Below are 26,195 nucleotides of genomic sequence, written 5' to 3'. Positions count from 1 at the left end.
ATAGGAACATCGCATGCTATGCAGAAAATCCGGTGCAGATAATTTCCGGTATGGAAGCATAGTATTGCCGCATTATGAAGAAAACGAGTTTTACGATATAGGAAGCGCATGCCGTAGTGCTTTACAGAAATAACTTTATAAGGAGGAAGCTTATGCTACAATTTCCGAAAGGATTCTATTTTGGAAGTGCCACCAGCGCAACACAGAGCGAGGGGGCATCAGCCATTGATGGCAAAGGAAAAAATATATGGGATATCTGGTTTGAACAGGAGCCCGAGAAATTTCATGACAGAATCGGACCGAAGGAGGCTTCCGGATTCTATACACAGTATCGGGAAGATATTCGACTCTTGAAGGAAACAGGACACAATTCCTGCCGGATTTCCATCAGCTGGAGCCGTATGTTTCCAACAGGGGATGGTGAGCTGAATCCGCTTGCCGCAGCACATTATCATAATGTCATTGATGCCTTTCATGAGGAAGGCATTGAGGTTATGATCAATCTGTTTCATTTTGATATGCCGGCGGAATTGCAAAAGCAGGGGGGCTGGGAAAGCGATCATGTTGTGGATGCCTATGTGGAATATGCACGTACCTGCTTTTCTCTCTATGGGAAAAAGGTACGGCGCTGGTTCACCTTCAATGAACCGATCGTTCATGTGGAGTGCGGGTATCTGAACGGTTTTCATTATCCATGCCGCCATGATATGAAGGCTGCTGTACAGGTGGCTTATCATACGGCACTTGCCAGTGCCAGAGCAGTGCAGGCCTTCCATGCAATGTGTGATGGGAAAATCGGCATTATCTTAAACCTGACCCCGAATTATCCACGCAGTCAGGCAAAGGAGGATGTCGAGGCATCCCGCATTGCAGAGCTGTTTTCTGCTCGAAGCTTTCTTGACCCCGCTGTTCTTGGAGTATATCCGAAGGAGCTGGTGGAGCTCTTGAAGGAGCATACGCTTTTGCCGGACTATGAGGAACACGAGCTTGCAGTCATAAAGGAAAATACCGTGGATTTTCTCGGAGTGAATTATTATCAGCCGATCCGTGTCAAAGCGAAGGAAACCCCGGTGGACCCTGCAGCGATGATAACGCCGGAGAGCTTCTATGATTTCTATGAAATGCCAAACCGAAGGATCAATCCCTATCGCGGATGGGAAATCTATCCGAAGGGGATGTATGATATCGCAACCAACATTCGTACCAAATACGATAATATCGAATGGATGATAACGGAAAACGGAATGGGCGTTGAAAACGAAGCACGGTTTATCAAGGATGGCAGAATTGAGGATGACTACCGAATTGATTTCTATAAGGAGCACCTTACCTGGCTGCATAAGGGAATTGAGGAAGGCAGTAACTGTATCGGCTATCATGTGTGGACGGGTATTGACTGCTGGAGCTGGCTGAATGCATATAAAAACCGCTACGGACTGATTTCTATTGATTTGGAAACCGGAAAGCGTACAATAAAGAAAAGTGGCTGCTGGTTCCGCGAGCTGGCAGAGAAACGGGGGTTCTAATGGATACGTATCTTTGTTTTGACATCGGAGGAAGCTCTCTGAAATGTGCAGCTGCAGATGAGGAAGGAAGGCTTTTCCATACCAGATCCTATCCTATGAGCGCAGACATAGAGGGACTGCTCGCATATATGAAAGCATATAAGAAGGATATCACCATGCAGGGGGTTACGTTGTCCGGTGTGGCAATCAGCTCCTGCGGGGCAGTGAATTGTGACAGCGGCGTGATCGGCGGAAGCAGTGCAGTTCCTTTTATCCACGGCTTTTCGTGGAAGGAAAGGATACAGAGGGAGCTGGGACTGTGCTGTGAAATAGAGAATGATGCGAACTGTGCTGCATTATCGGAATTGTTTTACGGCAAGGCGAAGAACATACAGGATATGGCGTTTCTGGTGATTGGAACCGGTGTGGGTGGTGCAATCGTAAGAAATCGTAACATTTGCCATGGAGCGCATCGCTATGGCGGTGAATTTGGCATGATGCTGGTAAAGCAGCCGGACGGCAGTGTCCAAAATTTCAGTCTGTGTGCCTCTACCTCGAGTATGGTGCGCAAAATGGAGGCTTTGACAGCGGAAGAATGGAATGGTGTGCGGATTTTTGAAGAAGCACAGCAGGGAAATGAACTGTGCAGCAAGGTTATTCAGACCTTTTATGAGGAGCTTGCCTTTGGTGTCTTCAATGTGCAGCATATGCTGGATCCGGAAATGATTCTGTTTGGGGGTGCAATCAGTGCACGAAGGGATTTCACACAGCGAATCATGGAAGCGTATGAGAAGCTGCAGAAGGGGCTGGATTTTGCAACACTGACACCGCGTTTGGAATGCTGTACGTATCGGCAGGATGCCAATCTGCTGGGGGCGCTTGCGCATTACCGGCAGCGTAGGGGACTGGCAGAATAAGGAACAGGAAGGAGATTGTCAGAATTTCCTCCTTTTTATTCAAAAAAGTTTTTTTGAGCACGCTGGAATTTTCATAATGATGCTTTTCTATTTCAGCTTCACAGTGTGCAGAATGGCTGCGTGCAAATTGCGCTGTTTCTGCGTCCGCAGCCATGCTATACTATAGATGCGCAAAAAGAGAATAGTAAGGCTACAGCTTTTGATAAACCACAATGAGCATTTAAGGACAGTGAAATGTCTTTGACCATGCGAAGTGCGTCTGTATAAATGCAAAGCCTTTTCGTAAGGTACTGCGGCAATTGGCACACAAACTTTCAGGTCATCATGCAAGATGCAGGACACAGGTTTCATCATACTTCTGCCTTTTCAGCACACGAACAGCTTTTACGGCGCTTATCCGGATGCAATATCTTACAAGAGAATATCATTTTTTTATGTTACCATACATACAGCGACAGAAAGAAGGAATGGGCATGGCAGCATTGCAGGAGCAGCGACACATCTATTATGATAAAGACCTTCAGATCGAGGCGTATAATTTAAGTGGAATCGTACAGAAATTTCCTGTTCACTTTCATGAATTTTATGTAATCGGATTTATGGAGGGTGGAAAACGTCATCTCTGGTGTCGAAATCAGGAATATGATACACAGCGCGGAGATGTTATTTTATTTAATCCGCGTGAAACACATAATTGTGCGCCGGTAGCCGGAGAGGTTCTGGATTATCGTGCAATCAATGTTCCTGTAGATGTCATGGACAAGGCAGTAAAGGAGATAACCGGGAAACACATCCATCTTCAGTTTAAGGATACGCTGATTCCGCAGGCAGAGCTGGCACTGTCCATTCGTGAGCTGTATGATGTTATCGTATCACAGAGCAGTCTGCTGGTACGTGAGGAGGCCTTTTACTTTCTGATTGAACAGCTGCTGGAAGAACATATGGTTCCAGTAGAGGCAAGCAGAGAGCTTACGGAAGCGGTGAAGGCTATGAAGGAATATCTGGATACGCATTATGAAGAATCCATTTCTCTTGATACTCTTTCAAAGATTAGCAAGATGAGCCGCTATCAGCCGCTGCGTCTGTTCACCAGAGAGGTTGGTGTTTCTCCATATCGTTATCTGCAATCCATTCGGATCGCAAAAGCAAAGCGTCTGCTGGAACAGGGTGAAGCAATCGGTAAGCTTGCGCTGGATTGCGGGTTTTCCGATCAGAGCCATTTTACAAACTACTTTAAAAGCTTTATCGGTATAACACCAAAGCAGTATCAGAGTATATTCACACAGAAAAGGAGCGAATTGGATGAATGAGCAGATCAAGGGTCATATGCTTGCGTGTATGACTATTCTTATATGGGGAACCACCTTTATTTCAACCAAGGTGCTGCTGCGGGATTTTACACCTTTGCAGATACTGTTCACTCGGTTTATGATCGGTTATCTGGCTTTATGGGCAGTCGCTCCAAGGCTGACCAGAGTTAAAGAGAAAAAGGAAGAGCTGTATTTTCTTGCGGCAGGACTCTGTGGAGTTACCCTGTATTTTCTTATGGAGAATCTAGCACTTACCTACACACAGGCAAGCAATGTTGGTATCATCGTGGCTGTTTCACCGTTTTTCACCATGTTTTTCGGAATCTGGCTGTTAAAACAGAAACGTCCCGGAGTACGCTTTTTCATTGGTTTTTTGATTGCCATGACTGGAATTCTCTGTATTTCCCTGGAGGGAAGTCAGAATTTGGCATTAAATCCAAAGGGTGATCTGCTTGCGCTGGGAGCTGCCATCGTATGGGCACTATATTCTACGATAACAAAGAAAATAAGCAGCTTTGGATACACAACCATTCCGATGACCCGCAGAATATTCTTTTACGGTTTGCTGTGCATGCTTCCGGTTATTATGCTATCCGGTATGGAACTGCCGAAGGTGGAACAGCTTACGGGATTAAATATTGCCAATATACTGTTTCTGGGACTGGGAGCCAGTGCGATGTGCTTTGTTTCCTGGAACAGTGCTGTACGTATTCTGGGTACTGTACAGACAAGTGTGTATATCTATGCTGTGCCGGTTGTCACCACGCTGGCATCGGTATGGATTTTGAAGGAAACGGTCACTATCGTCGGTGTGCTTGGTATCGTGATGATTGTATTGGGTCTTCTGCTGTCGCAGAATCGTAAAGGAGAACGTGTATGGAGAAAAACAGAAAATGCGTCATGGTGATGGATGCATCACTGGCACCGGGAATTGCCGCAAATACCGCGGCACTGCTGGGGATGACACTGGGAAGTAAGGTGAAGGAAGCCATCGGCTGTGATGTTCAGGATGCGGATGGAAATATACATATGGGCATTCTGCAAATACCGCTTCCGATTCTGAAGATGGAAACAGAAAAGCTTCAGGAGTTGCGTCGGCAGCTGTTTGATCAGGAATATGAGGATGTCATTATCGTTGATTTCAGTGATGCAGCACAAACCTGCAATGTGTATGAGGACTGGATTGTGAAGGTAAAAAATCTGCCGGAGAATCAGTTTCATTACCTCGGTATTGGCCTGTATGGTGATAAAAAGAAAATCAACAGATTATGCGGAAGCCTGCCGCTGTACCGGTAATGCTCATTGCAGAAAAGTTTGCACCTTATATACATGATAGATGGAAATTGACACACAAAGGTATTTATGGGTAGAAATGAGAAAATGAGAGCAGTACGGAACCGGCATCAATATATCGCCTCCACACTTGCGGTATGCATGGGATTGTTGAAGCTGGCCAAGTGGTAGAAAAAAGACTATATGGAATACCTGAGTCATTTGAACGCTTAAAGGCTGACAAATAGAAGACTACGGCATTCTTCACAGGCATTGATAACTGTAGAAAGAGGATTGGATATCATATCGAATAATTCAAACAGTAAGCAAGGTGCCTTGTAGCAGATATGATAAAATCAGATATAGGATAGAAAAGATAATGCAGAAAAGCAGGCCGGATGAAGATAAAATGAAGGTCTGCTTTTTGTATAAAGCTTTGAGTTTTCAGGTGACTATAATCAAAAAAACTGCAAAAGGCGGTTTTGCTACCAGTGGTTGCGGATTTGGAATGTATGAAGTATGGTAAAACAGCATAGAAACTGATAGAATACAGTCATCAGGAAATGAGGAAAATGTATGGAATTCAAAGACAATTTATATCGAATAAGAAAAGAAAAAGGAATGTCGCAGGAAGAGCTTGCAGCACTGTGTGATGTATCGCGGCAGGCGATATCCAAGTGGGAAAATGGTACTGCCAATCCAGATATGGAGAATCTGAAAATACTCTCCAGAAGCTTGCAGGTCAGCATTGATGAGCTGCTGGGAAATAAAATCCCCCTGGAAAAAGAGGTTGTTAAGGAGAAGGAAGTTATTTATGTGCATAACCGCTATACATATGAAAAGCGGTATCGCTCCAAGCTGTCAATCTGTGGAATTCCCCTTGTGGATATCAATGTTGGAAGAGGACGTACGGAGGAAGGCTATTGGAGGGTTGCCAAGGGAATTATTGCGATTGGAAATGTTTCCGTCGGTGTGATTTCCATCGGACTTTTAAGCGTGGGACTATGCAGTCTGGGTCTGCTCACACTGGGGCTATTGTTCGCCATCGGTCCGCTTGCATTATCCTACTTTGCCATTGGCTGTCTGGCTATCGGCTACATCAGCATCGGTGCGATTGCTATCGGTGTATACAGTATCGGTGCGATTTCCATCGGGTTTAAATTTGCCATCGGCGCTCTTGCATATGGTGAAATTGCGATGGGGACAAATCCGGTTGGGGATATCGTATACCATCTGCGCTCCTCCAATACCTGCTTTCTGGATTCGCAGGAATACCTGCAGTTTCAGGAATACCTGTCCAGAGAATCACTGCCGAAAATCATTGAATTCTTTGTACAGGTGATACCATTGTGCTGAAACAAGGAAGCAGCGCTGCTCATACAGGGGAGATTAGATTTCTTAATCGATCGTACAACTGAAAAAACGGATATAAGTAAACAGATGTGTGCGAAGGAATAGGAAGCTGCATATACTCATATTTGATGCTATGAAGCAGCTTTTTCATAAACCACAATCTTGTGAAAGAAATAAATACGATGCCGAATTATGTATAGTTCCGGCATTTTTTAATTTTCCTTTTAGCGATTTAAAAGAATCAGGCTATCATCGGTATTTTTTTCTATTCCTGTATTCCTATTGTGAAAAATATGATAGAATTAGACCTTGTAGGTGATAAAATGAAAAATATGACACAGGGCAATGTCACGAAGCTGATTATGGCATTTGCGATACCTGTTTTACTCGGCAACGTATTTCAGCAATTCTATACCATGGCGGACACCATGATGGTAGGACAGATTCTGGGTGTAAATTCACTGGCGGCTATCGGTGCGAGTGCATCCCTTTCCAATCTGGTCATTGGACTTTGCACTGGTGTTTCCATGGGTGTTTCCATCATGATTGCTCAATATTACGGAGCGCGTGATGAAGAGGGCATGAAAAAAGCCACGGCAGGATGTATCAAGCTTTGCATGATCAGTGTTGTTGTGATCTTTGTAGTCGCAATCCTGTTGAAAAAGCCGCTGCTGTATCTGTTACAGACACCATCCTCCATTCTGGGGATGGCGGATTCCTATCTGACCATTATTATCATTGGACTGTTTGTGACAATGGCATACAATATGATGGCGAGTATGATGCGTTCCATCGGAGACAGTCGGACACCTCTGTATTTTCTAATCATAGCATCCATTCTCAACGTGGCTCTTGACTATATATTTATCGCAATCATCCAGCTGGGGGTGGCTGGTGCAGCATATGCTACTGTTATTGCACAGCTGATAAGCGTTATCCTCTGCTTTCTTTATATGCGTAAGAAATATCCGATGTTCATCGTTAAAAAAGAGGATTTCCATGTCGAGCGTGAAATTCTGAGAAAGCAGTTATCCATGGGAATTTCCATGGGCTTGATGAATTCCATCGTTTCTCTAGGCTCTGTCATATTGCAAAGTGCGGTAAACAGTCTGGGAGAAGTAACGATTGCAGCACATACCGCAGCCCGCAAGGTAGTGGAAATGTTTATGCAGCCGCTGATCAGCATTGCGATTGCCGATACGACCTTTGTTTCTCAGAACCTCGGTGCACAGCGGTTTTCTAGAATCCGTGCCGGTATGAAATCCAGTGTATGGATCAGCTTTCTGTGGGTGTGTATTGTGGTTCTCTTATCCTTTACTTGCATTGACTTCTTCATCGGCTTTCTTGTCAATGCAAAGCAGACGGAGGTGATCTCTCTGGCGACTTATTATACCCGCATCAGCAGTGTCTTCTATTTCATCCTGGCTGTCTTGTTTATTTATCGAAACGGATTGCAGGGTCTGGGCAACGGCAGGGGTCCGATCATTTCCAGCTGTATCGAAATGGCGGTGAAAATAGCGGCAACCTTTGCCTTGATCCCGTTTACCGGCTATACCGGTGTGTGCCTTGCGGAACCGATTGCATGGTCGCTCATGGGACCGTGTCTGATGGTGTTTTTCTATCGTGATCTCAAAAGAAAGGAACAGCAGCTGGAGATGCATACGATGGAAGCATATCAAAAAATTGAATTACCATAACCAAAACAATGGCATTTGCACAGGATTGCAGATGTCATTTTTACAAATGCAACGGCAAAGCTGTACAAAAATAAAAACAGGTATCCCCGTAAGCAGGAGCGAATCGATAGCTTAAAGCTTGTCTTTTTATGAAACAGAAGCTGTAAAAACGAAGGCAGCTATATGAAAAAAGAATTCCAACCAGCAGGCTAGTCAAAATCCTTTTCCAGTGATATTTTCAATATTTCCGTGAAACGCAGAAAGCTGGGTTTTTTGAAAAAATTCTGCAGCAGCTCCTCATTGCGCACAAAGGTGCTCATATAATACCAGAACTGAAATGCCTTCGGATTATTCTTTTCAATGGATACCAGCATAACTACACGAACATTGTGATTCTTATCCCATGCGATGGGCTTTTTCAATACCCCCAGAGATACAAAGGTTTCATCCGAAAACGGTGTGAGCGGATGCGGTACGGCAATGCAGTTACCGAAGTAAGAGCTGGTAATCTGTTCCCTTGCCTTAATGACCTCCAGAAACTCATCATCCAGCTTATATTTTTCAATGGCATTGCGACAGATAATATCCAGAATTTCTTCCTTATCCTTCACCTCACCATAGAAATAACAATCCTCACTGAACTTCTCCAGTATGGAATCCGTGTCTGTATAGCCGTTGATTGCCAGATTGATTTTTTCAAAATCCTTCTCATCCGGGAAAATACTGATCAGTGTAATACCACCCTTATATTTCTCACTGTTTCTATCGGTGGAGAAAATAGCATCATAATCCTCGGTATCGAAATCGTCATTGTCTCCGGTGATAAAGGTAATCTCTGCAATCTGATTGGGAAACCAGGTTAAAATCTTATGACGCAGCAGGACTGTTTCCGACTTGCGAAGCGATGTGATAATCAAGATTTTCTTTGCGGAATTTCCCAGATGAATATTTTCCAGCCCGTAATTGAAATACAGGGACAGATAGGAAATTTCATCCGCAGAAACATTCAGATGAAACCGCTCCTTGATCAGCAGCGTGAAGTATAGGGCGATATCATAAGCAAGCGGGAAGGACTGTTTGATTTCCGGTGCCATCATATTATTAAGCTGTGTTCCGGATTTGATACGGTAAATGAGCGGTACCAGATGCAGTGCAAGAAACAGCTTCAGGCTTTCCGCAGGCTCAAAGTTGACACAGAACTTGTTGCGAATATACAAAAAGGAATCGTTGATAAAATCATTGACCTCCTTTTGCAGATGATCATTTCTGGAGTAATCAAGCTTTCCCAGAATGGTCTGCGTCAACAAATTGATTTCATTTAACATGTATTGCTTCTTGATGCGGTATCTGGTAAGAAAGCGCGTCAGTATTTCCGAGGAAATCTGATATTCTGTGGAATCCGGCATATCCTGTTCCATTTGCTGTTCAATGAAATGTCCCTTTCTGACTCTGCGCAGTGTGAGTGCGATATGCGCAGTAATATTCTGAATGGTCTGTTCATTGATCTGATAATGGTATTTGAAAAACACATCAGCCACTACATTGTATATATCCGATACATCTTCGGATAATGCAAAGTGATCGGTGGATTCATCATTGATTTCATTTTTTGCTATGCACATCCGCTTGTCAATTTCTCTGCCCTCGATCTTATAGCCGAGATTTGTTTTATGTACCAGTGCAAGATCGTATTGCTTTAACAGCTTTTTGATTTCGTTCAGTGCGTGATACAGTGTGGATTCACTGATATAGAAGGTCTCTGTCAGTGTGTATTTCGATACATAGCCGGTCGCATCCATCAGCATTTTCATAACGGAGTGAACTCGGTTTTTTGTATTACAGGAAAGCTGCAGCGTTTTCTTGCGCAGAATCTCCATGTCCTTTTCAAATGCCGCATCATCCAGTACACATAATCTGGTTCCCTTTCCTGCAAGTGTATCCAGTACAAATGAGGAATAGGAATCGCAAAAATCACGGACGATCTTCAGCTCGTTTTTTACTGTCCGTACACTGATATCAAACATAGCAGCGAGTTCATTGGATGAAACATACGTTCCCCGGTTTTCCACATAAAAAGATAATATCGAGTATTGTCTCTTTGTCAGCATTTTATCACCTGCAATCCTTACCCCCTCTGTTTCATTTTCTAGTATACCCCAATCCATTTCAAAAATATTTTAATCTTATTGCACGAGCATCCGTGCAGAACGGAAAAAGCAATCCTTCGGAAAAGCTGCACGATTGCTGGTGCAATAAAAGAAAAAATAAAAGGCTCGTGCAATGGTAAAGTAAGGGTGTAGTTCAAAGGCCGTTGAACATTAGGTAAAGGAAGTGAAGAAGTGATAGAGCCGATAACGTATGTGATACTGAATCATGGTAGATTTGGAGAGGAGCTGATCAAAAGCGCAGAGCTGATTGCAGGAAAGACAGAGCATATTCATGCAGTTTCTCTATTGTCCGGAATGTCAATAGAGGAATATTACGAGGAGGTCAGAGACTATCTAACAGGCGTTCAGGGAGAAATCCTTGTGTTGGCGGATCTGTATGGAGGAACTCCCTCCAATGTGGGCATGATGCTGCAGCGGGAGTTTTCACTCCATGTAGTGTGCGGTATCAATCTGCCGATGCTGATAGAGCTGATCTTGAAGCGCAACAATGAAGAATGCACAATCCAGGAGTTAATGGAGGCTGGTCTTGAAGCGGCCAGAGCGTCCATCATACAGCCGAATCCGATTGCATTCGATGAAGAAAGAGGGTGAAGAGCATGACAGAAATCAAACTGATACGAATCGACTTTCGACTGATGCACGGACAGGTTGTCACAAACTGGATCAAGCAGGTATCCGCAGATTCCATTCTGATTGTGGATGATAAGCTGGCGGCAGACAAGTTTTTGGCACAGGTATTCCTGATGGCGGCGCCTCCGGGAGTAAAGGCGGCAATACGTCCGATTGAAAAAGCGGTAGCTGCATTTAAAAAGGATGTATTCAAGGATAAGAAGCTGCTTATTTTGTTTAAGTCTGTGGAAAATGCAAAGAAGGCCTTTGATTTGGGATTTCCGATGAAGGCACTGCAGGTAGGCGGTCTTGGCAACGGGACAAACAAGGTCATGATTTCAAATGAGCTGTCGTTAAGCGAACAGGAAGCGGAAATGCTGGAGGCTATGCAGAATGAGGGAGTAGCGGTAACGCTGCAGGTAACGCCGAAGGATCCGGCCTTCACACTCCACGACGCTTTGAAGGAAGTACGAGGGAAATAATGCTGACATGCGGTGAAAACGAGGGTTTAAACCGCATGGTACAGCAAAGAGGGAGCATTAAAAAGTATATTTCAGGAATTATAAAATGAAATGAAAAGGAGATATTTATGAACATAGGATTAGCCCTGGTATTTGGTGTACTCTACTGGCTGGCAACCAATAAACTCTGGTATGGTACACTGCATCTCGTCCGTCAGCCACTGGTGCTGGCGGTTCCGATTGGACTTATTATGGGAAACCTGGGGGATGCGATGAAAATCGGCGCATCTCTGCAGATGATTTATTTAGGCGCAATAGCTCCGGGAGGTACACTGCCTGCGGATGAGGCGCTGGCATCCTGCATTACGATTCCGGTGGCACTGGCAGCCGGATTAGAGCCGGATATCGCTGTAACCATTGCAGTTCCGGTAGGACTTCTGGGAGTTCTGCTGGATAATCTGAAGCGCACCTATCATTCCTACTTTGTCCACCTTGCGGACAAGGCAGCTGAAAAAGGGGATATGAAGGCAATGGGCAGAGCGGAATTCTGGTATCCGTTCTTCTGTTCCATTCCGCTGCGTGTTCTTCCGACAACACTGGCACTGCTGTTTGGAACCGATGCCGTATCCGCGTTCCTGAATGCGATTCCTGCATGGGCGATGAACGGTCTGAGTGTGGCAGGCGGTCTGCTTCCTGCACTTGGCTTTGCGGTAACTATCATGGTCATTGGGAAAAAGGAGCTTATCCCATACTTTATTCTTGGCTTTGCGATGTATGCCTATACAGGAATGAATACGATTGGAATTGCGGTAATTGCAATCTGTATTGCAATTCTTCAATCGCAGTTTACCAACAGTACAGGCAGCACAGTCGCTGTGGATGATGATGAAGGAGATTTCTGATATGAGCGAACTTAATCTGAAGAAAAATGAGGTAATCAAGGGCTGGGCAAAATATTATCTTACCGCCGAGGTGAATTCCGGCTTTGAGCGTTTGACGGCTCCGGCATTCTCCTATGGTATGAGTGCTATTCTTTCGAAGCTGTATAAGGAGGATGAGGAGGAATACAAAAAAGCATTACAGCGTCATTTAATGTTCTACAACTCCGAGGCAACCTGGGGCTCCGTTATTTTCGGTATGACCTGTGCTTTGGAGGAGGAGCGCGCGATTATGCTGCAGGAAGGGGCAGGCAGTGAAGAGCTGGAGGCCTCCGCTGATATGATCAGCAACCTGAAGGTCGGTCTGATGGGACCGCTGGCAGGAATTGGAGACACCATCAATCACGGGATGCTTCGTCCGCTGCTGCTATCCATGTTTATTCCACTGGCCGCAGAGGGGAACTGGCTGGCAGGTGTCGGACCGCTGCTGATCTGGGGTGTTGCCATAACATTTCTTGCGTATACACTTGTCACAAAGGGCTATACACTGGGAAGAAAATCAGTGGTATCCATTCTGAAATCCGGTAAGCTGAATCAGTTTATCAAGACAGCCAGCGTGCTTGGTCTGTTTATGATGGGGGCATTGTCTTCCACCTATGTAAAGCTTGTTACACCGATATCATGGGCAAATGCAGTTGGTGAAAAACAGCTGCTGCAGGATGTTTTGAATAAGATTTTCCCGAATATTCTGCCTCTGCTCGTCGTGTTTGGCATTTATTTCTATATTAAGAAAAGCGGTCCGAAGTATGTGCGCATTCTGGTATCCATCCTGGTGCTGTCTGTCGTACTTTCCTTCTTCGGTATCGTATAAGGAGGAGCATGTATGGAACAAAAGCAATGGATTGATTTGAATAACAAGGTCGTGATCGTTACCGGTGGCGCCATGGGAATCGGAGAAGCCATGGTAAAGGATCTGCTTGCCTGCAATGCCAGAGTCGCAATCTTCGATCTGGCAGAGCCGAAGGATTTTTCTGAGGATGATCGTAAGATGTATGTGCATCTGGATATCCGAAACAAAAAAGAGGTTGAGGCTGCTGTTGATGCCGTTGTACAGAAATTCGGCACGGTGGATGCTCTGGTAAACGATGCCGGTGTGACCAGACCGAGAATCCTTGTGGATTACTATGGCAGTGAACCGCAGTATGAGCTGAGTGAAGAGGATTTTGATTTTATGGTTGGTGTCAATCAGAAGGGAACCTTTCTGGTATCTCAGGCGGTAACACGCGTATTGTATGGAAAAAAGGAGGGTGTTATCATCAACCTATCCTCCTGTGCAGGATTGATGGGCTCCAGAGGACATAGCTGCTATTCTGCCACAAAGGCTGCGATTCATGCCTTTACAATTTCCTGGGCAAAGGAGCTGGGACCGTATAATATTCGTGTTGTCGGTGTGGCACCGGATATTCTGGACCGTACTCCTGCCAATAATGATGAAAAATATAGAGCACAGGCATACGGTCGCGGCTGGGATGTCAACACCAGACCGGAGGAGTTCTTTAAAAACTACAAATCCTCTATACCGCTGGGAAGACCGGGCCATCTGTATGAGGTAGCGGATCTGATCTGTTATCTGATTTCCGATCATGCCAGCTATATTACCGGTGTCACCATTCCGGTATCCGGAGGAAAAAGCAAGGGATAGGAAACAAGAGGGGTTAGATGTAACCACATGTATAAGAGTACAGCGGTCTGCAGCGCAGGCCGCTTTCCATAAGGTGTTTTGCTTTTCTATAGCATGGGCTGTAGAAAGAGCAATGCAGAAAAGCAAGGCTCCACGTGTTAAAAAGATGTCAACCGCCTTGCGATATGAACCCATGGAGAAATGGGAGATTGGAGGAACATGAAAGAGGCAGTACTTATTGGTGCAGGACAGACAGGTCGCGGCTTTATCGCACCCATCCTGCAGGCAAATGCATATCATATTACGTTTATTGATAAAAACAAAGAGCTTATCGACCGGCTGAATGCGGAAAAATCCTATCCCGTTCACTACTTTGGTGATGGGAAGGAGCCAGTTACTATTTCCGGCTATGATGCTTATACGACAGCGGATGAGGAAGTCATAGAGAAACTGGCACACTCAGATTTGATCACGACAAGTGTATTCGCAGGCAATATAAAGGAGCTGGTAGGGCTACTGAGTGCTGCGGCTGAACAGTGTGGTGAAAAGCAGCTGCGGATCGTATGCTGTGAAAACGGTGTCCACGTAAAACAGCCGCTTGTGGATGCGAATATATCCAACAGCATTTCCGAGGGTGTGATCTTCTGTACAACACTGCAGCCAAAGGAAAAAAGTCTGGTATTGATTAGCGAGGATGTCGCAGAGCTGCCAGTGGACGGCAGTGTAAAGGGAATGCTTCCGGACATTGTGGGAATGCCGCTGGAAGCAGATTTTCCATCCCTGATTCAAAGAAAAATTTATACGTATAATTTCATGAGTGCGATTGTTGCGTATCTTGGAGATTATCTGCAGTATGAGGTTTACGGAGAAGCCGCAAATGATCCGCAGATTATGGAGTTAATGGATCGGGCAGTACCGGTTGTCAGTACAATCATCGCAAGAGAATATGCAGTGGAACAGGATGTGCAGCTTGCCTTTACCATGCGTGCAGTGCATAAATTCCGTAATCGGGAAATCTATGATACGGTGTATCGCAATGCACGGCAGGCACAACGGAAGCTGAACAAAGAAGAGCGGCTGTATGAACCGCTTCGCCTTGCTGAAAAATATGGACAGAAATGCGGGTATATCCTACTTGCGGCAGCTGCGGCTATGCGGTATGCTGTGGTGAAGGAAAACAGCAATCCGGATACTCTTATGAAGATGTATGAGAATTTTCACTCTGCGGATAAGCTGAAGGAAGTGTACGGGTTGCTGAAGGAAAGCATATCCCTAAAGGATGTTATCAAATTCTGCGCTGAGTTCTAGGTGTATGATTTCCTTATCTATGAGCATTATGCATTAACTCAGAGCGCCTGATACCTGCTAAAAATATGCAGCATCCATTCATGTAATTTTACAATATTTCAATACCTGTGATACGGATGCGGCAGAAAGAATAGATTAAAAAACTGTTTTATAGAGGCATATGCTTATAAAACAGTTTTCTTATTTGGTATTGTATGTATTACTTCATTGACATAACCTGATCCTTCAACTCCTGAAAAGAATTGCAAACCAGTATCAAGCTGGATACGGCTTCGATCTGTTCATCATTCAAAGATTGCAGCCATGTTGTGCAATCCTCATGATACTTACTTTTAAGCTGCTTTATTAACAGTAATGCTTCTCCTTCCTTTTTTCCTTCTTCAAAGCTGTCCTCCAAGCCATAGCGGTAACGTGCCTCTCCCATCTGAATCGCCATTGCGGTTGACCACAGCTCATCATCCTTCTGCATTTCCTCATACTTATCCACGAATACCTTCACCAGCCTTTCCTTTGACTTCAGTATATCATTTTTCTCATTATTTTCAAACAGGTATATCAGCTGTTCAAAGTCATTCAGCCTCAGTATTTCCTTCTCCCTTACGATGTCATTGATTGCCGGCATATGAATATAGGTGCGAAGGATGAGCGGATAGTAGCTTTCATTCTCTCCCTGCTCATTGCGCATCTGATACTGATTGATCAGATTTCTGTTGTTCCATGCATACTCGTCAATGAAAATAATCTGATATACCGGCTTTAAATCCTTATACTTCTTACCGCTGTTCAGCTGATTGTTCAACGCTCTGGCTCCATAAAATTCAAAGCGCATCATTTCCGCTAATCCCTTGTAGGTCGTCTGCATCTCGATATTGAAATGGCGGTTTTGTTCATCCTTCACATGAACATCCAGAATGATGCGCTTTTTTCCGATGATGCCCGGATCCAGATTGGGATTGAGCACGGTGCTTTCCTTTACCCTGATACCGGTAACACGTTCAATGATGGTGTTGCGGGCGTACACAGAGCCTTCATCCTCACGGGAAAGGGTGTACTTAAAAAATAGATCGTTACTGTAGTTGAGTTGATTCATTGTGTTTGACATGTTTATGTCCTCCATTCTGTAAGGGCTTCTTACACCCCTATATACGTATGGAGGATACTGAATTCCTAAATAATCCACGAATTATTGATATTTGTTGGAAGATACAGACACTAAAGATGGATGAATATGAAAAACACCTTACAAAACAGGAGGTGGATCTTCATATTTTATCAGCAACAGGGTAGAACCCGGTGTTTCTTTTCTGTACTGTTTTCTACTTGGCGATGTGTATTGCATCAGGTATATGAAAAAAATTACATTTCTATTTCTTATTTACACATGCTGTTTCATGAGCTATAATGAATATACAGATTGTGTTGACGCATGACCTGCATTCAAAATTGAATAACAAGTCTTTGTGGCAGGGTGAAATTCCCTACCGATGGTAATAGTCCATGACCCGCGTAATGAGCGGCTGAGCCAGCGAAATTCTGGCACCGACGGTAAAGTCCGGATGAGAAAAGACATTTTCTGTAAACGCACACCTGAAGACGAGTTTTTTCGTAGTCAGGTGTTTTTTTGAAATGGAGGAGATGTGAATTGAAAAACAACATGAGTGCAAAACGGCTTGCCCTGATCGGTATGCTTGGTGCACTGGGAGCGATACTGATGATGTTTCGCTTTCCCATTCCGTTTATGCCGCCCTTTCTAAGCTTTGATCTGGCCGCAATTCCGGAGCTGATCGGAGCCTTCGCTCTGGGACCGGTGGCAGGTGTTCTGATTGTCTTTATCCGTGTTATGGTTCAGATGGTGATTTCCGGATCCAATTCCATGTTTACCGGAGAGCTGCAGAGCTTTTTGCTGGGAGTTGCCCTGGTACTGCCTGCGTCTTTGCTGTACCGTCACAAGAAGACACGAAAGGAAGCACTGCTGGGAATGACGGCAGGGACTCTGGTTAGTACCTTAGTTGCAGTGCTGACCAATCTGTATTTGATTATTCCGTTCTATGTTGCCCTGTATGATATGAATATGGACCAGATTATCCTTTCCTGTTCCAAGGTCAATCCGATGATGAATTCTGTCACTACCATGGTGATACTGGGCATCGTACCGTTTAACCTGATAAAATACGGTATCAGCTGCCTGATTACCTTTGCCGTATACAAGAAAATAAGTCCGATGATTCACCGATTCGCAAATCGTCAGTAAGGAGGAAAAGAAGATGACATTTGAAGAAGGAGTAGCATTGCTGTTTCACAAGCTGGGAGATTCCAAAATTATGGCACTTGGCTCCAGCGTTAATGATTACGTCATGGTGCGTAATGTAAGCTGTCTGTTTTATGATGGGAAAATCTATTTCAAGACCGATAAGAATTTCCGCAAGACACAGCAGCTGTATCGGAACCCGCAGGTGGCACTCTGCACAGGTGGCGTTCAGGTAGAGGGAATCGCCGTAAACAAGGGGCTTGTCGTGGACGAGCCGGGAAGAAGGTTTGAAGCCTTGTATAAGAAATATCTGTGGCAGAGCTATAATGCATACAGCCATGAGGATACGGAGATTCTGATTGAGGTAACCCCGCGATTCGTGGAAATATGGGATGAGGATGAGAACCGCAATGCGTTTCAGATCTTCCTAGACTTTGATAAAAAGACAGTGGAAATCAAGCCGTACGATTAACGTATGCATACGACGGGTACAGGATTAGATAATACTGTACCTTTTTCTATATATCAGATACATTCACCCTCTTTTTCCTTGCCTGCAGTATTCAACGTACACAACAGTATAACGAAGTCGATTTTCTTCTCATTCTGCAGGTTTTTGTGGTATACTACAGTTGCCTGTAAGGCAGGGAGTGATTTCTATGATGAAAGATTATTTAGTAAAGGCGCTTGCGTGCAATGAGCATGTGAGAATCTATATATGCTCTTCTACGCATATGGTGGAGGAAGCAAGAAAACGTTTTGATTTATGGCCGACAAGTGCGGCTGCCCTGGGACGCGTATTAACTGTGGGTTCCATGATGGGAAGCATGCTGAAAACAGCACAGGAACAGATTACGATTCGCATCAACGGCGGAGGTCCCATCGGTACCATTCTGGTAGATGCCTACAGTGACGGTCATGTGCGCGGCTTTGTGAGTGACCCGCATATCATGCTGCAATACAATGATACCGGAAAACTGGCGGTCGGAGCTGCTGTGGGAAAAGACGGATATCTGGAAGTTGTGAAGGATATGAACATGAAGGAAAACTGGAGCGGTACCGTTGCTCTGCAGAGTGGTGAAATCGGTGATGACTTTGCCTACTATTTTACCGCAAGTGAACAGACACCGTCCGCAGTCAGTGTCGGTGTACTGGTTGATACCGATAATTCCATTCTTTCCGCAGGCGGCATGATTATCCAGATGCTTCCGGATGCAGAGGAAGAGGATATCGTAAAGGTGGAACAGATTGTAGCAAATCTAAGGCATATGTCCACGATGATTCAGGAATATGAAAGTCTGGAGGATATTCTACGTGATCTGTTTGACGATGTCAGAATCCTGACAGGACAGGATATTGAATTCCGCTGTAAATGTGATCGTGCAACTATGAAGCGTGTTCTGACAACCCTTCCAAAGGAGGAACGCCAGCAGATGATCGAAGAGGATCACGGCTGTGAGATTACCTGCAATTTCTGTGGAGAGAAATATCAATTCAGCGAGGAAGAGCTTCTGGAGCTGGAAAGGTTTATGGATGCACATGCCAAATAACAGCTGGAAAATCAGAGATATTGTAATACCGAATCAGGTGGTAATCGCACCGATGGCAGGGATATCCAATCCTGCCTTTCGTGTAATCTGCAAGGAATTCGGTGCCGGTCTTATTTATACAGAGATGGTTTCGGATAAGGCGCTGTATTATGATAATGAAAAAACAGTAGGTATGACGGATGTCGAGGAACAGGAGCATCCTTTGGCCATGCAGATTTTCGGACATGATATAGAGACAATGGTATATGCCGCAAAATTTCTGGATGAAAAAACCGATTGTGATATCATTGATATCAATATGGGATGTCCTGTCACAAAAATTGTGAAATCCTTTGCGGGAAGCGCTCTGATGAAGGATGTTGATCATGCTGTGGAAATGAGCAGGGCGGTTATTCAGAGTGTGAAAAAACCGGTCACCGTGAAAATGCGGATCGGCTGGGATTTGGATCAGATTACATGTCTGGAGCTTGCCAGAGGACTGGAGGCTGTCGGAGTACAGGCACTTGCCGTGCATGGACGTACCAGAAAACAGATGTATGAAGGGACTGCAGATTGGTCTTATATCAAAAAGGTGAAGGAAGCTGTATCCATTCCCGTAATGGGGAACGGCGATGTGCGAAGTGGTGAGGATGCTAAGCGGATGCTGAAGGAAACCGGCTGTGATGCTGTCATGATCGGCCGCGGTGTTTTGGGGGATCCCTGGCTGATCAAGGATATTGCCCATTATCTGGAATGCGGTAAGCATATGCCGGAGGTAACGCTGGAGGAAACGTTCGCAATGGCCAGACTGCACGCAAAACGCCTGTGTAATCTGAAGGGTGAATTCGTCGGTATTCGAGAAATGCGCGGACATGCTGCATGGTATGTAAAGGGGCTGCCAAAGAGCCATCAGCTCAAGGATCAGCTGAGCAAAATCGAAACCTACGAGGAAATGCAAAGCATATTATCCGCATATGAAGCAGAGTATGCTAGAATACAGGAACAGTATAAACAGGGGAACCGTTGAGATGGTGCTTCATAGCCGGGCAGATATCGCTGTGCTTTGTTATGCCATCCGTTTCAGACGGTTTTTCTTTTTACATTGCGGTATGGAAGAATCAGATCTTTTATCCATATACCTTAGTTACTAACAATTTTATCATCAGGAGGTATATGGGATAATGCCCCAGCATGTATTCCTGTTTATCTGTTGAAAACCGCCGTGGTTTTCCATGGTCAATACTCTCTTTATTTGCACGAAGGGATCAGTATATGTGTGTACATATCCAATAAACAAAAGGAAAGAGACATATTTTCACATTGTTTGGATATCTTTTACATGAAATATCTCGTATAATGATTGATGAGGTGATAGCATGAAATTTAAGGATTATAACTATGAGCGTTACAGCTTTGAGGCTTATGCAGAGGCAATGCAGCAGGCAGGCACCAGGCTGAAGGAAGCAAAGGACTATCAAAGCTTCAAGAAAGCTTTTGATGAGGGGAAACGGGCATTTGAGCATCTGGATACGATGTATAATATCTGTTATGTCCGCTATACGATCAATACAAACGATGCCTTTTATCAGAAGGAAAACGATTACTGGGACGAGGCAATGCCGAAGATGAAGTCCCTGACAACGGCGTTTGACAAAGAGGTGCTGGCTTCACCGTTTGCGGAGGAATTGAAAAAGGATGTTCCGGAAACCTATTTCCTGCTTGCGGAGTTTGCACAGAAGAGCTTTTGTGATGAAATAATCGAAGAGCTGCAGGAGGAAAACCGTTTGCAGAGCAGTTATCAGAAGCTGATAGCCAGTGCGCAGATTCCCTTCGATGGTGATATCTATACCCTATCAGAGCTTGGTGTAAAGATGGAATGTGATGATCGTGACATTCGTAAACGAGCCACCCAGGCATACTGGGGATGGATGCAGTCACACCAGGATGAGATTGATGATTTATATGACCGCATGGTTAAGGTACGCGATCGCATGGCGAAAAAGCTGGGCTATAAGAATTATGTTGAGCTGGCATATATGCTGCAGTGCCGCTTTGATTACAAGCAGGAGGATGTGGCAAATTACCGCCGGCAGGTTCTGGAGGATGTTGTACCGTTATGCAATGCATTATATGAACGGCAGCGGGAACGTTTAGGCTATGACAGGCTGCACGTATACGATGAAAAATACGAATTTGCAAGCGGCAACCCGACACCGAAATACGATACACAGGAAATGATTGCACGCGCAAACACAATGTATCATGAGCTGGATGAACGCTGTGGAACGTTCTTTGATTTTATGGTGGAGCATGACCTGCTGGATCTTGACAGTAAAAAGGGAAAGGCAGGCGGAGGCTATTGCACCGTGTTTGCCGAAGATCGCTCTCCGTTTATTTTCAGTAATTTTAATAAGACAAGCCATGATGCGGAGGTTCTCACTCATGAGGCAGGGCATGCCTTCCAGGTGTTTACTTCCATGGGAATCCGACCGGTGGAGTGTATCTGGCCAACCTATGAGAGCTGTGAAATTCACTCTATGAGTATGGAATTCTTTACATGGCCGTGGATGGAGACCTTCTTTGAGGAGGATGCGGACAAGTATCGATTCCTTCATCTTGGTGGAGCCGCTAAGTTCATCCCTTACGGCGTTCTGGTGGATCATTTCCAGCATGAGGTGTATGAGCATCCGGAAATGACTCCGGCGGAAAGACGGCAGACCTGGAGAAGACTGGAAAAACAGTATCTGCCGCATAAGGATTATACGGACTGTGAATTTCTGGAGAATGGAGGATGGTGGTTCCGTCAGAGTCATATCTTTATGACACCGTTCTATTATATTGATTATACACTGGCACAGGTGTGTGCATTGCAGTTCTGGTATCGTCTGTATCAGAAGGATGAAAACGCATTTGAGGACTATTATCGCATCTGTCAGATTGGTGGAACGAAGACATTCACGCAAATCGTTGCGGCAGCGAATCTGAAGGTTCCATTTGCGGATGGGTGCTTAAAGGATGTCATGAAGGCAGTGCGCAGCTATCTGGATCAGGTGGATGACAAAGCACTTTGATGCCGGTAACGGGAAGCTGCATATTCTTGAAATGGCGTGCCGACAGCAATAGCTGAAGGGCTTGTATGAAGTGCTGAAGCATTTGAAGGGCTTGTCATCCACATGGTATTCGTAAACCTTTCACCATAAGGAAGGAATCATGGAAAGCCTTGTTTTATCGGTAATTTTAAGGAGTTTTCGATTGACAAAGGCAGGGTTTGTCTATATAATCATAATCGTAAATATGGCTGTGATAAGAGAGTACTGTTTGTGAAAGCTTTCAGAGAGTATGCACGTTTGGTGAGAGTGCAGCAGTGGAACCTGCAGGAAATAAAGACTTGGAGCTTTCCGATCAGGACGTTTCCTTCACGTTACGAAGAGACTTGAAACACAGTCACTAAGGCTGCGCGGGGAAACCTGCCGGCGAATTAGGGTGGTACCACGATGAAGCTCTCGTCCCTATGTTGGAAGAGAGCTTTTTATATGGAAATAGAAAAGGAGCAGATTATGGAAAAGTTAACTGAACAGGAAGTTATCCGTCGACAGAAAATGGAAGATCTGCGTGCCATGGGCATCGAGCCGTTCGGGCATGCATATCAGAGAACACACAAATCCGGAGAAATACGTGCAGCATATGAAGACTGTACGAAGGAAGAGCTGGAAGAAAAAGATCTGACAGTGAAAATTGCGGGACGTATCATGACGAAGAGACGTCAGGGAAAGGCCGGCTTCATGCATATTCAGGATATCGACGGACAGATTCAGATTTATGTTCGTAAGGATGTCATCGGTGAAGAGGCCTATGAGGTGTTCAAGAAGTCGGATCTTGGAGATATTGTAGGAATTGAAGGAAAGGTCATGAAGACAAATCATGGAGAGCTTTCTGTAAAGGCCGAGGTGTATACGCATCTGACGAAGGCACTGCGCCCGCTTCCTGAGAAGTATCATGGCTTACAGGATGTGGAGGAGCGTTTCCGCCGCCGTTATGTGGACTTGATTACCAATGAAAACAGCAAGCGTATCGCATTGACAAGACCTAGAATTATCCGTGCTATTCAGAATTATCTGGATAATGAAGGCTTGGTTGAGGTGGAGACACCGGTGCTGCAGCCGATTCTGGGTGGAGCAAGTGCAAGACCGTTCGTGACGCATCACAATACACTGGATATGCCGTTTTATCTGCGTATCGCAACAGAGCTGCCTTTGAAGAGACTGATCGTCGGTGGCCTTGAGGGTGTATATGAGATTGGCAGATTATTCCGTAATGAGGGAATGGATGCTACACACAATCCGGAGTTTACAACGGTGGAGGCCTATGTGGCATATTCTGATCTGAGCGGGATGATGGATCTGGTGGAAGGTCTGTTGAATCATGTGGCAGAGAAGGTATGCGGTACCACAGAAATCGAGTGGCAGGATAAGACGATTTCTTTGAAGGCACCGTTTAAGAGATTACATATGGTGGATGGTATCAAGGAAGCATGCGGTGTTGATTTCTGGCAGGAGATGAGCTTTGCGGATGCATGTGCAATTGCGAAGGAGCATGATATTGAGGTTGAGAAGAAGCATAACAGTGTCGGACATATTATCAATCTGTTTTTTGAGAAGTATGTTGAGGAAACGCTGATTCAGCCAACATATGTATATGGGCATCCGGTGGAAATCAGTCCGCTTGCGAAGAAGAATGCGCAGGATCCTAGATTTGCGGATCGCTATGAGCTGTTTATTGACGGGCATGAGTATGCGAATGCATTCTCTGAGCTGAATGATCCGATTGATCAAAGAGAGCGTTTTGAGAATCAGCTGAAGCTGCGTGATCTGGGGGATGATGAAGCAAATGAGATGGATACGGATTATGTGGAGGCATTGGAGTATGGTCTGCCGCCAACCGGTGGTGTTGGATTGGGAATTGACAGACTGGTGATGCTGTTGACAAATTCACAGACGATACGGGAAGTGTTGCTGTTCCCACACATGCGTCTTAACAAATAAAGTAACGCAACCCAAATAGGATGCGATTAAATAACGCAACCTATTTGGGTTGCGTTGTTTTTCTATTTACTATATACTTGATTTAAGAGGTGAAGACATTGTCAAATAAAAAGTATTGTTCTATTATGATCGACATAGTTGATTCTAGGAAATATAAAAATCGTAATGAAATCCAAGAATTTATGAAATGTATTATTGTGTACTTGAATAAAATATTTTATAAATCTTTAAAGAAACCATTAATGTTTAGTGCAGGGGATGAAATTCAAGGCTTGTTTTATGAACCATTGGCAGCGTATTTATGTGTTCGGTTTTGCATGATGATTTGTTATCCAGTAAAAATTAGGGCAGGAATTGGATATGGAGAATTAGCATTTGATAATGAAAATTGGAAATCATCCGAATTAGACGGTGAAGTATATCATAATGCTAGATATGCTATAGAAAGTTTTTCTGGTAAAAATAGTTTTGGAATTAGAATAAATACGAAAACAAAAAAGGATAAATATTTGAATGCAATGTTATACTCGTCACAGCTGCTTCAAAGACAACAATCGGTGAATGTACAAAATGTTAAATTAATTGCCGAATTATTATATCCAATTTTTGATGAAAACATTATGGTTTCGTACATTGAATTTAAAGACCAATTAAATTTTATATTAGAGATGAAAGCTAATATAGTACCTGTGCAGTCTTTGAGTTATGCAAGAATCGGAAGTTCTCCTAAGGGAGAATTGAAAAACAACATAGTTATTTCAAATGATATTGGTCAAGTAAATTTTATGCCATTACGCAAACTTTTAGAGGATAGTAATATGTTAGTGGAAAATACATGGAAGAAGGGAATGTCTACAATGATTTCAGAAATATTAGGAACTACACGTCAAAATATTGATAAACATATTCGCTTAGGAAATATAGATGAAAATAGAAAAATTGATTTTTCTGTTGCTTGTTGGCTGATTGAGGAGCTTGATAATGCATAATATGTTATTATTTATTATTTTCCATGTTGTTGGAGATTTTTATTTGCAAAGTGATGAAGTAGCAAAGAATAAAGAAAACTTAAACACTTTTATGCTGATACATTCAATTATTTATTCAATACCTTTTGTTTTACTTTTTATCTATTTTAAAATAAATGTATCCTTATTGATAATAATCACATTATCTCATCTGTTAATCGATGTTTGCTCTGTTAAACTGAAAAATAAATACAAAGAAAAAGAGTGCTTAATATTTTGCAGTGACCAGTTTATACATATATTCATTATTTATTTATGTTCGTCATATATGAATTTAACAATCATATTATCCAATATGGCTTTAATATCAATTTTAGCGATATTAATATTAGTGAAACCAACTGGCGTATTGATTTCATTGGCCTTTAAAGTTATCTTCAAAGAAGAGAAAAGTAATCATGAGTTAAAAATTGGTACGTATATAGGATATTTAGAGAGAATTATAATTTTTTTATTATGTATCTTTGATTCTATTTCTACCATAGGTTTTATTATTGCTGCAAAAACTTTAGTTAGATATAAGGATATCAATAATAATAAAAATCATTTTCAAGAAAAGTACTTAATAGGAACATTATTAAGTACAATTGGAGCTTTATGCTGCTTTGCACTCATTAAGTTTTTAAGCACTTAAAAAGGAAGACACACATCAATATATTCTTTTTCTGTACATATTTTTATGTAACCTTCATATACTTCATCACTGTATGCGTTATAGAATAAAATATCCAGATTTAAATGGCTAATAAATTTGCAGTAACGCTGATTCACTTGCAAAACAGGAATTGATGGAACTTTATGTAGAGTGTCTCACTTCTATCATTTCCTCGTTGGATTACTCATAATCCGATACAATTACATAAGGTACACTACACCTCACAGATAGGCATATATAAAAGACTAAATTTTCCGTGAAAACGATAAATTCAATGGAATATACTTTTTGAAACTTGCGAAAGTACGATAAATAAAGGTTTTTTGGAGGTTTCAATGATTTACTAAAGTCATACCATATATGAAGAATAAGTAGGATTTTATAAAATACAGCATTAGAAGGAGTGCTGTGCTTTTTTGTCTAAGCTTAAAATGTCTAGCCTCAGGGAGGCTAGACTCAGATTATTCAGGTATCTGTACGATTGCTAAAAGTAATTTAAATCCACTAGCCTCAGGGAGGCTAGACCGTCGGTCTTTCTTTACATCGCAATTAAAA

At 43.5% G+C, this 26,195-nt stretch carries 23 protein-coding genes and 1 riboswitch; of the genes, 21 read left to right on the top strand and 2 right to left on the bottom strand.

Annotation, left to right across the window (positions count from 1 at the left end):
- The first annotated feature begins 152 nt into the window (after positions 1 to 152).
- The 7 genes from G4D54_21425 to G4D54_21395 all read left to right on the top strand — a co-directional run bounded on the left by G4D54_21425 (position 153) and on the right by G4D54_21395 (position 8,054).
- A complete protein-coding gene (locus tag G4D54_21425) occupies positions 153 to 1,526 on the top strand; it encodes a glycoside hydrolase family 1 protein (protein ID QJA04810.1) in 1,374 nt (457 codons plus the stop codon).
- Positions 1,526 to 2,422 carry an ROK family protein gene (locus tag G4D54_21420; protein ID QJA04809.1) on the top strand — a complete coding sequence of 299 codons (897 nt, stop codon included), beginning with the start codon at positions 1,526 to 1,528 and terminating at the stop codon, positions 2,420 to 2,422. Before G4D54_21425 ends, G4D54_21420 begins: the two co-directional genes overlap by 1 nt.
- 473 nt (positions 2,423 to 2,895) lie before the next feature.
- The gene (locus G4D54_21415) at positions 2,896 to 3,732 is read left to right on the top strand and encodes an AraC family transcriptional regulator (GenBank protein ID QJA04808.1); all 837 of its coding nucleotides are present in this window, start codon (positions 2,896 to 2,898) and stop codon (positions 3,730 to 3,732) included.
- Positions 3,725 to 4,639, top strand: a complete 915-nt coding sequence (locus G4D54_21410) for a DMT family transporter (GenBank protein QJA04807.1) — start codon at positions 3,725 to 3,727, stop codon at positions 4,637 to 4,639. The genes G4D54_21415 and G4D54_21410 overlap by 8 nt, the downstream gene beginning before the upstream one ends.
- On the top strand, positions 4,609 to 5,028 hold the full coding sequence (locus G4D54_21405; GenBank protein QJA04806.1) for a DUF2000 domain-containing protein: 420 nt from the start codon (positions 4,609 to 4,611) through the stop codon (positions 5,026 to 5,028). Before G4D54_21410 ends, G4D54_21405 begins: the two co-directional genes overlap by 31 nt.
- A 552-nt stretch (positions 5,029 to 5,580) precedes the next feature.
- Complete coding sequence (locus tag G4D54_21400; protein QJA04805.1) at positions 5,581 to 6,360, top strand: helix-turn-helix transcriptional regulator; 780 nt, start codon at positions 5,581 to 5,583, stop codon at positions 6,358 to 6,360.
- A 320-nt stretch (positions 6,361 to 6,680) separates the two neighbouring features.
- Complete coding sequence (locus G4D54_21395; GenBank protein ID QJA04804.1) at positions 6,681 to 8,054, top strand: MATE family efflux transporter; 1,374 nt, start codon at positions 6,681 to 6,683, stop codon at positions 8,052 to 8,054.
- Positions 8,055 to 8,242: 188 nt separating this feature from the next.
- On the opposite strand, the gene G4D54_21390 is transcribed toward G4D54_21395, so the two are convergent.
- Positions 8,243 to 10,198 (bottom strand): transcription antiterminator, encoded by a 1,956-nt coding sequence (locus G4D54_21390; protein ID QJA04803.1) that lies wholly within the window; start codon positions 10,196 to 10,198, stop codon positions 8,243 to 8,245.
- Positions 10,199 to 10,372: 174 nt separating this feature from the next.
- Between G4D54_21390 and G4D54_21385 the strand changes: the two genes are divergently transcribed.
- The 6 genes from G4D54_21385 (at position 10,373) to G4D54_21360 (ending at position 15,138) form a co-directional block, all read left to right on the top strand.
- Complete coding sequence (locus G4D54_21385) at positions 10,373 to 10,792, top strand: PTS sugar transporter subunit IIA (GenBank protein QJA04802.1); 420 nt, start codon at positions 10,373 to 10,375, stop codon at positions 10,790 to 10,792.
- A 5-nt stretch (positions 10,793 to 10,797) separates the two neighbouring features.
- Positions 10,798 to 11,292: a PTS sugar transporter subunit IIB gene (locus G4D54_21380; GenBank protein QJA04801.1), complete on the top strand. Its 495-nt coding sequence runs from the start codon at positions 10,798 to 10,800 to the stop codon at positions 11,290 to 11,292.
- 107 nt (positions 11,293 to 11,399) lie between these two features.
- Complete coding sequence (locus G4D54_21375; GenBank protein QJA04800.1) at positions 11,400 to 12,173, top strand: PTS sugar transporter subunit IIC; 774 nt, start codon at positions 11,400 to 11,402, stop codon at positions 12,171 to 12,173.
- Position 12,174: 1 nt separating this feature from the next.
- A complete protein-coding gene (locus G4D54_21370) occupies positions 12,175 to 13,020 on the top strand; it encodes a PTS system mannose/fructose/sorbose family transporter subunit IID (GenBank protein QJA04799.1) in 846 nt (281 codons plus the stop codon).
- 12 nt (positions 13,021 to 13,032) lie between these two features.
- On the top strand, positions 13,033 to 13,851 hold the full coding sequence (locus G4D54_21365; protein QJA04798.1) for an SDR family NAD(P)-dependent oxidoreductase: 819 nt from the start codon (positions 13,033 to 13,035) through the stop codon (positions 13,849 to 13,851).
- A 198-nt stretch (positions 13,852 to 14,049) separates the two neighbouring features.
- Positions 14,050 to 15,138, top strand: a complete 1,089-nt coding sequence (locus G4D54_21360) for a mannitol dehydrogenase (GenBank protein QJA04797.1) — start codon at positions 14,050 to 14,052, stop codon at positions 15,136 to 15,138.
- Between the two features lie 199 nt (positions 15,139 to 15,337).
- On the opposite strand, the gene G4D54_21355 is transcribed toward G4D54_21360, so the two are convergent.
- A complete protein-coding gene (locus G4D54_21355; GenBank protein ID QJA04796.1) occupies positions 15,338 to 16,240 on the bottom strand; it encodes a hypothetical protein in 903 nt (300 codons plus the stop codon).
- A 348-nt stretch (positions 16,241 to 16,588) separates the two neighbouring features.
- Positions 16,589 to 16,710, top strand: a riboswitch (FMN riboswitch).
- A 70-nt stretch (positions 16,711 to 16,780) separates the two neighbouring features.
- Between G4D54_21355 and G4D54_21350 the strand changes: the two genes are divergently transcribed.
- From G4D54_21350 to G4D54_21315, 8 genes are all read left to right on the top strand, one after another.
- Positions 16,781 to 17,389, top strand: a complete 609-nt coding sequence (locus tag G4D54_21350) for an ECF transporter S component (protein ID QJA04795.1) — start codon at positions 16,781 to 16,783, stop codon at positions 17,387 to 17,389.
- A gap of 13 nt (positions 17,390 to 17,402) precedes the next feature.
- Entirely contained in the window at positions 17,403 to 17,858 is a 456-nt protein-coding gene (locus tag G4D54_21345) for a pyridoxamine 5'-phosphate oxidase family protein (protein ID QJA04794.1), read from the top strand.
- A 187-nt stretch (positions 17,859 to 18,045) separates the two neighbouring features.
- Positions 18,046 to 18,936: an Hsp33 family molecular chaperone HslO gene (gene hslO / locus G4D54_21340; protein QJA04793.1), complete on the top strand. Its 891-nt coding sequence runs from the start codon at positions 18,046 to 18,048 to the stop codon at positions 18,934 to 18,936.
- Complete coding sequence (gene dusB, locus G4D54_21335; GenBank protein QJA05260.1) at positions 18,926 to 19,942, top strand: tRNA dihydrouridine synthase DusB; 1,017 nt, start codon at positions 18,926 to 18,928, stop codon at positions 19,940 to 19,942. Before hslO ends, dusB begins: the two co-directional genes overlap by 11 nt.
- A gap of 349 nt (positions 19,943 to 20,291) precedes the next feature.
- Complete coding sequence (locus G4D54_21330; protein ID QJA04792.1) at positions 20,292 to 21,986, top strand: M3 family oligoendopeptidase; 1,695 nt, start codon at positions 20,292 to 20,294, stop codon at positions 21,984 to 21,986.
- Between the two features lie 486 nt (positions 21,987 to 22,472).
- The gene (gene lysS / locus G4D54_21325) at positions 22,473 to 23,957 is read left to right on the top strand and encodes a lysine--tRNA ligase (protein ID QJA04791.1); all 1,485 of its coding nucleotides are present in this window, start codon (positions 22,473 to 22,475) and stop codon (positions 23,955 to 23,957) included.
- Positions 23,958 to 24,082: 125 nt separating this feature from the next.
- Entirely contained in the window at positions 24,083 to 24,946 is an 864-nt protein-coding gene (locus G4D54_21320) for a hypothetical protein (protein QJA05259.1), read from the top strand.
- Positions 24,939 to 25,619 (top strand): DUF3307 domain-containing protein, encoded by a 681-nt coding sequence (locus G4D54_21315; protein QJA04790.1) that lies wholly within the window; start codon positions 24,939 to 24,941, stop codon positions 25,617 to 25,619. The genes G4D54_21320 and G4D54_21315 overlap by 8 nt, the downstream gene beginning before the upstream one ends.
- The last annotated feature ends 576 nt before the right edge of the window (positions 25,620 to 26,195 follow it).

Origin of the sequence: [Clostridium] innocuum, assembly GCA_012317185.1 — a bacterium.
GTDB classification, from domain to species: domain Bacteria; phylum Bacillota_I; class Bacilli_A; order Erysipelotrichales; family Erysipelotrichaceae; genus Clostridium_AQ; species Clostridium_AQ innocuum.
The sequence above is the reverse complement of the archived record's forward strand: the minus strand, read 5'-3'. Positions and strand labels throughout refer to the sequence as shown.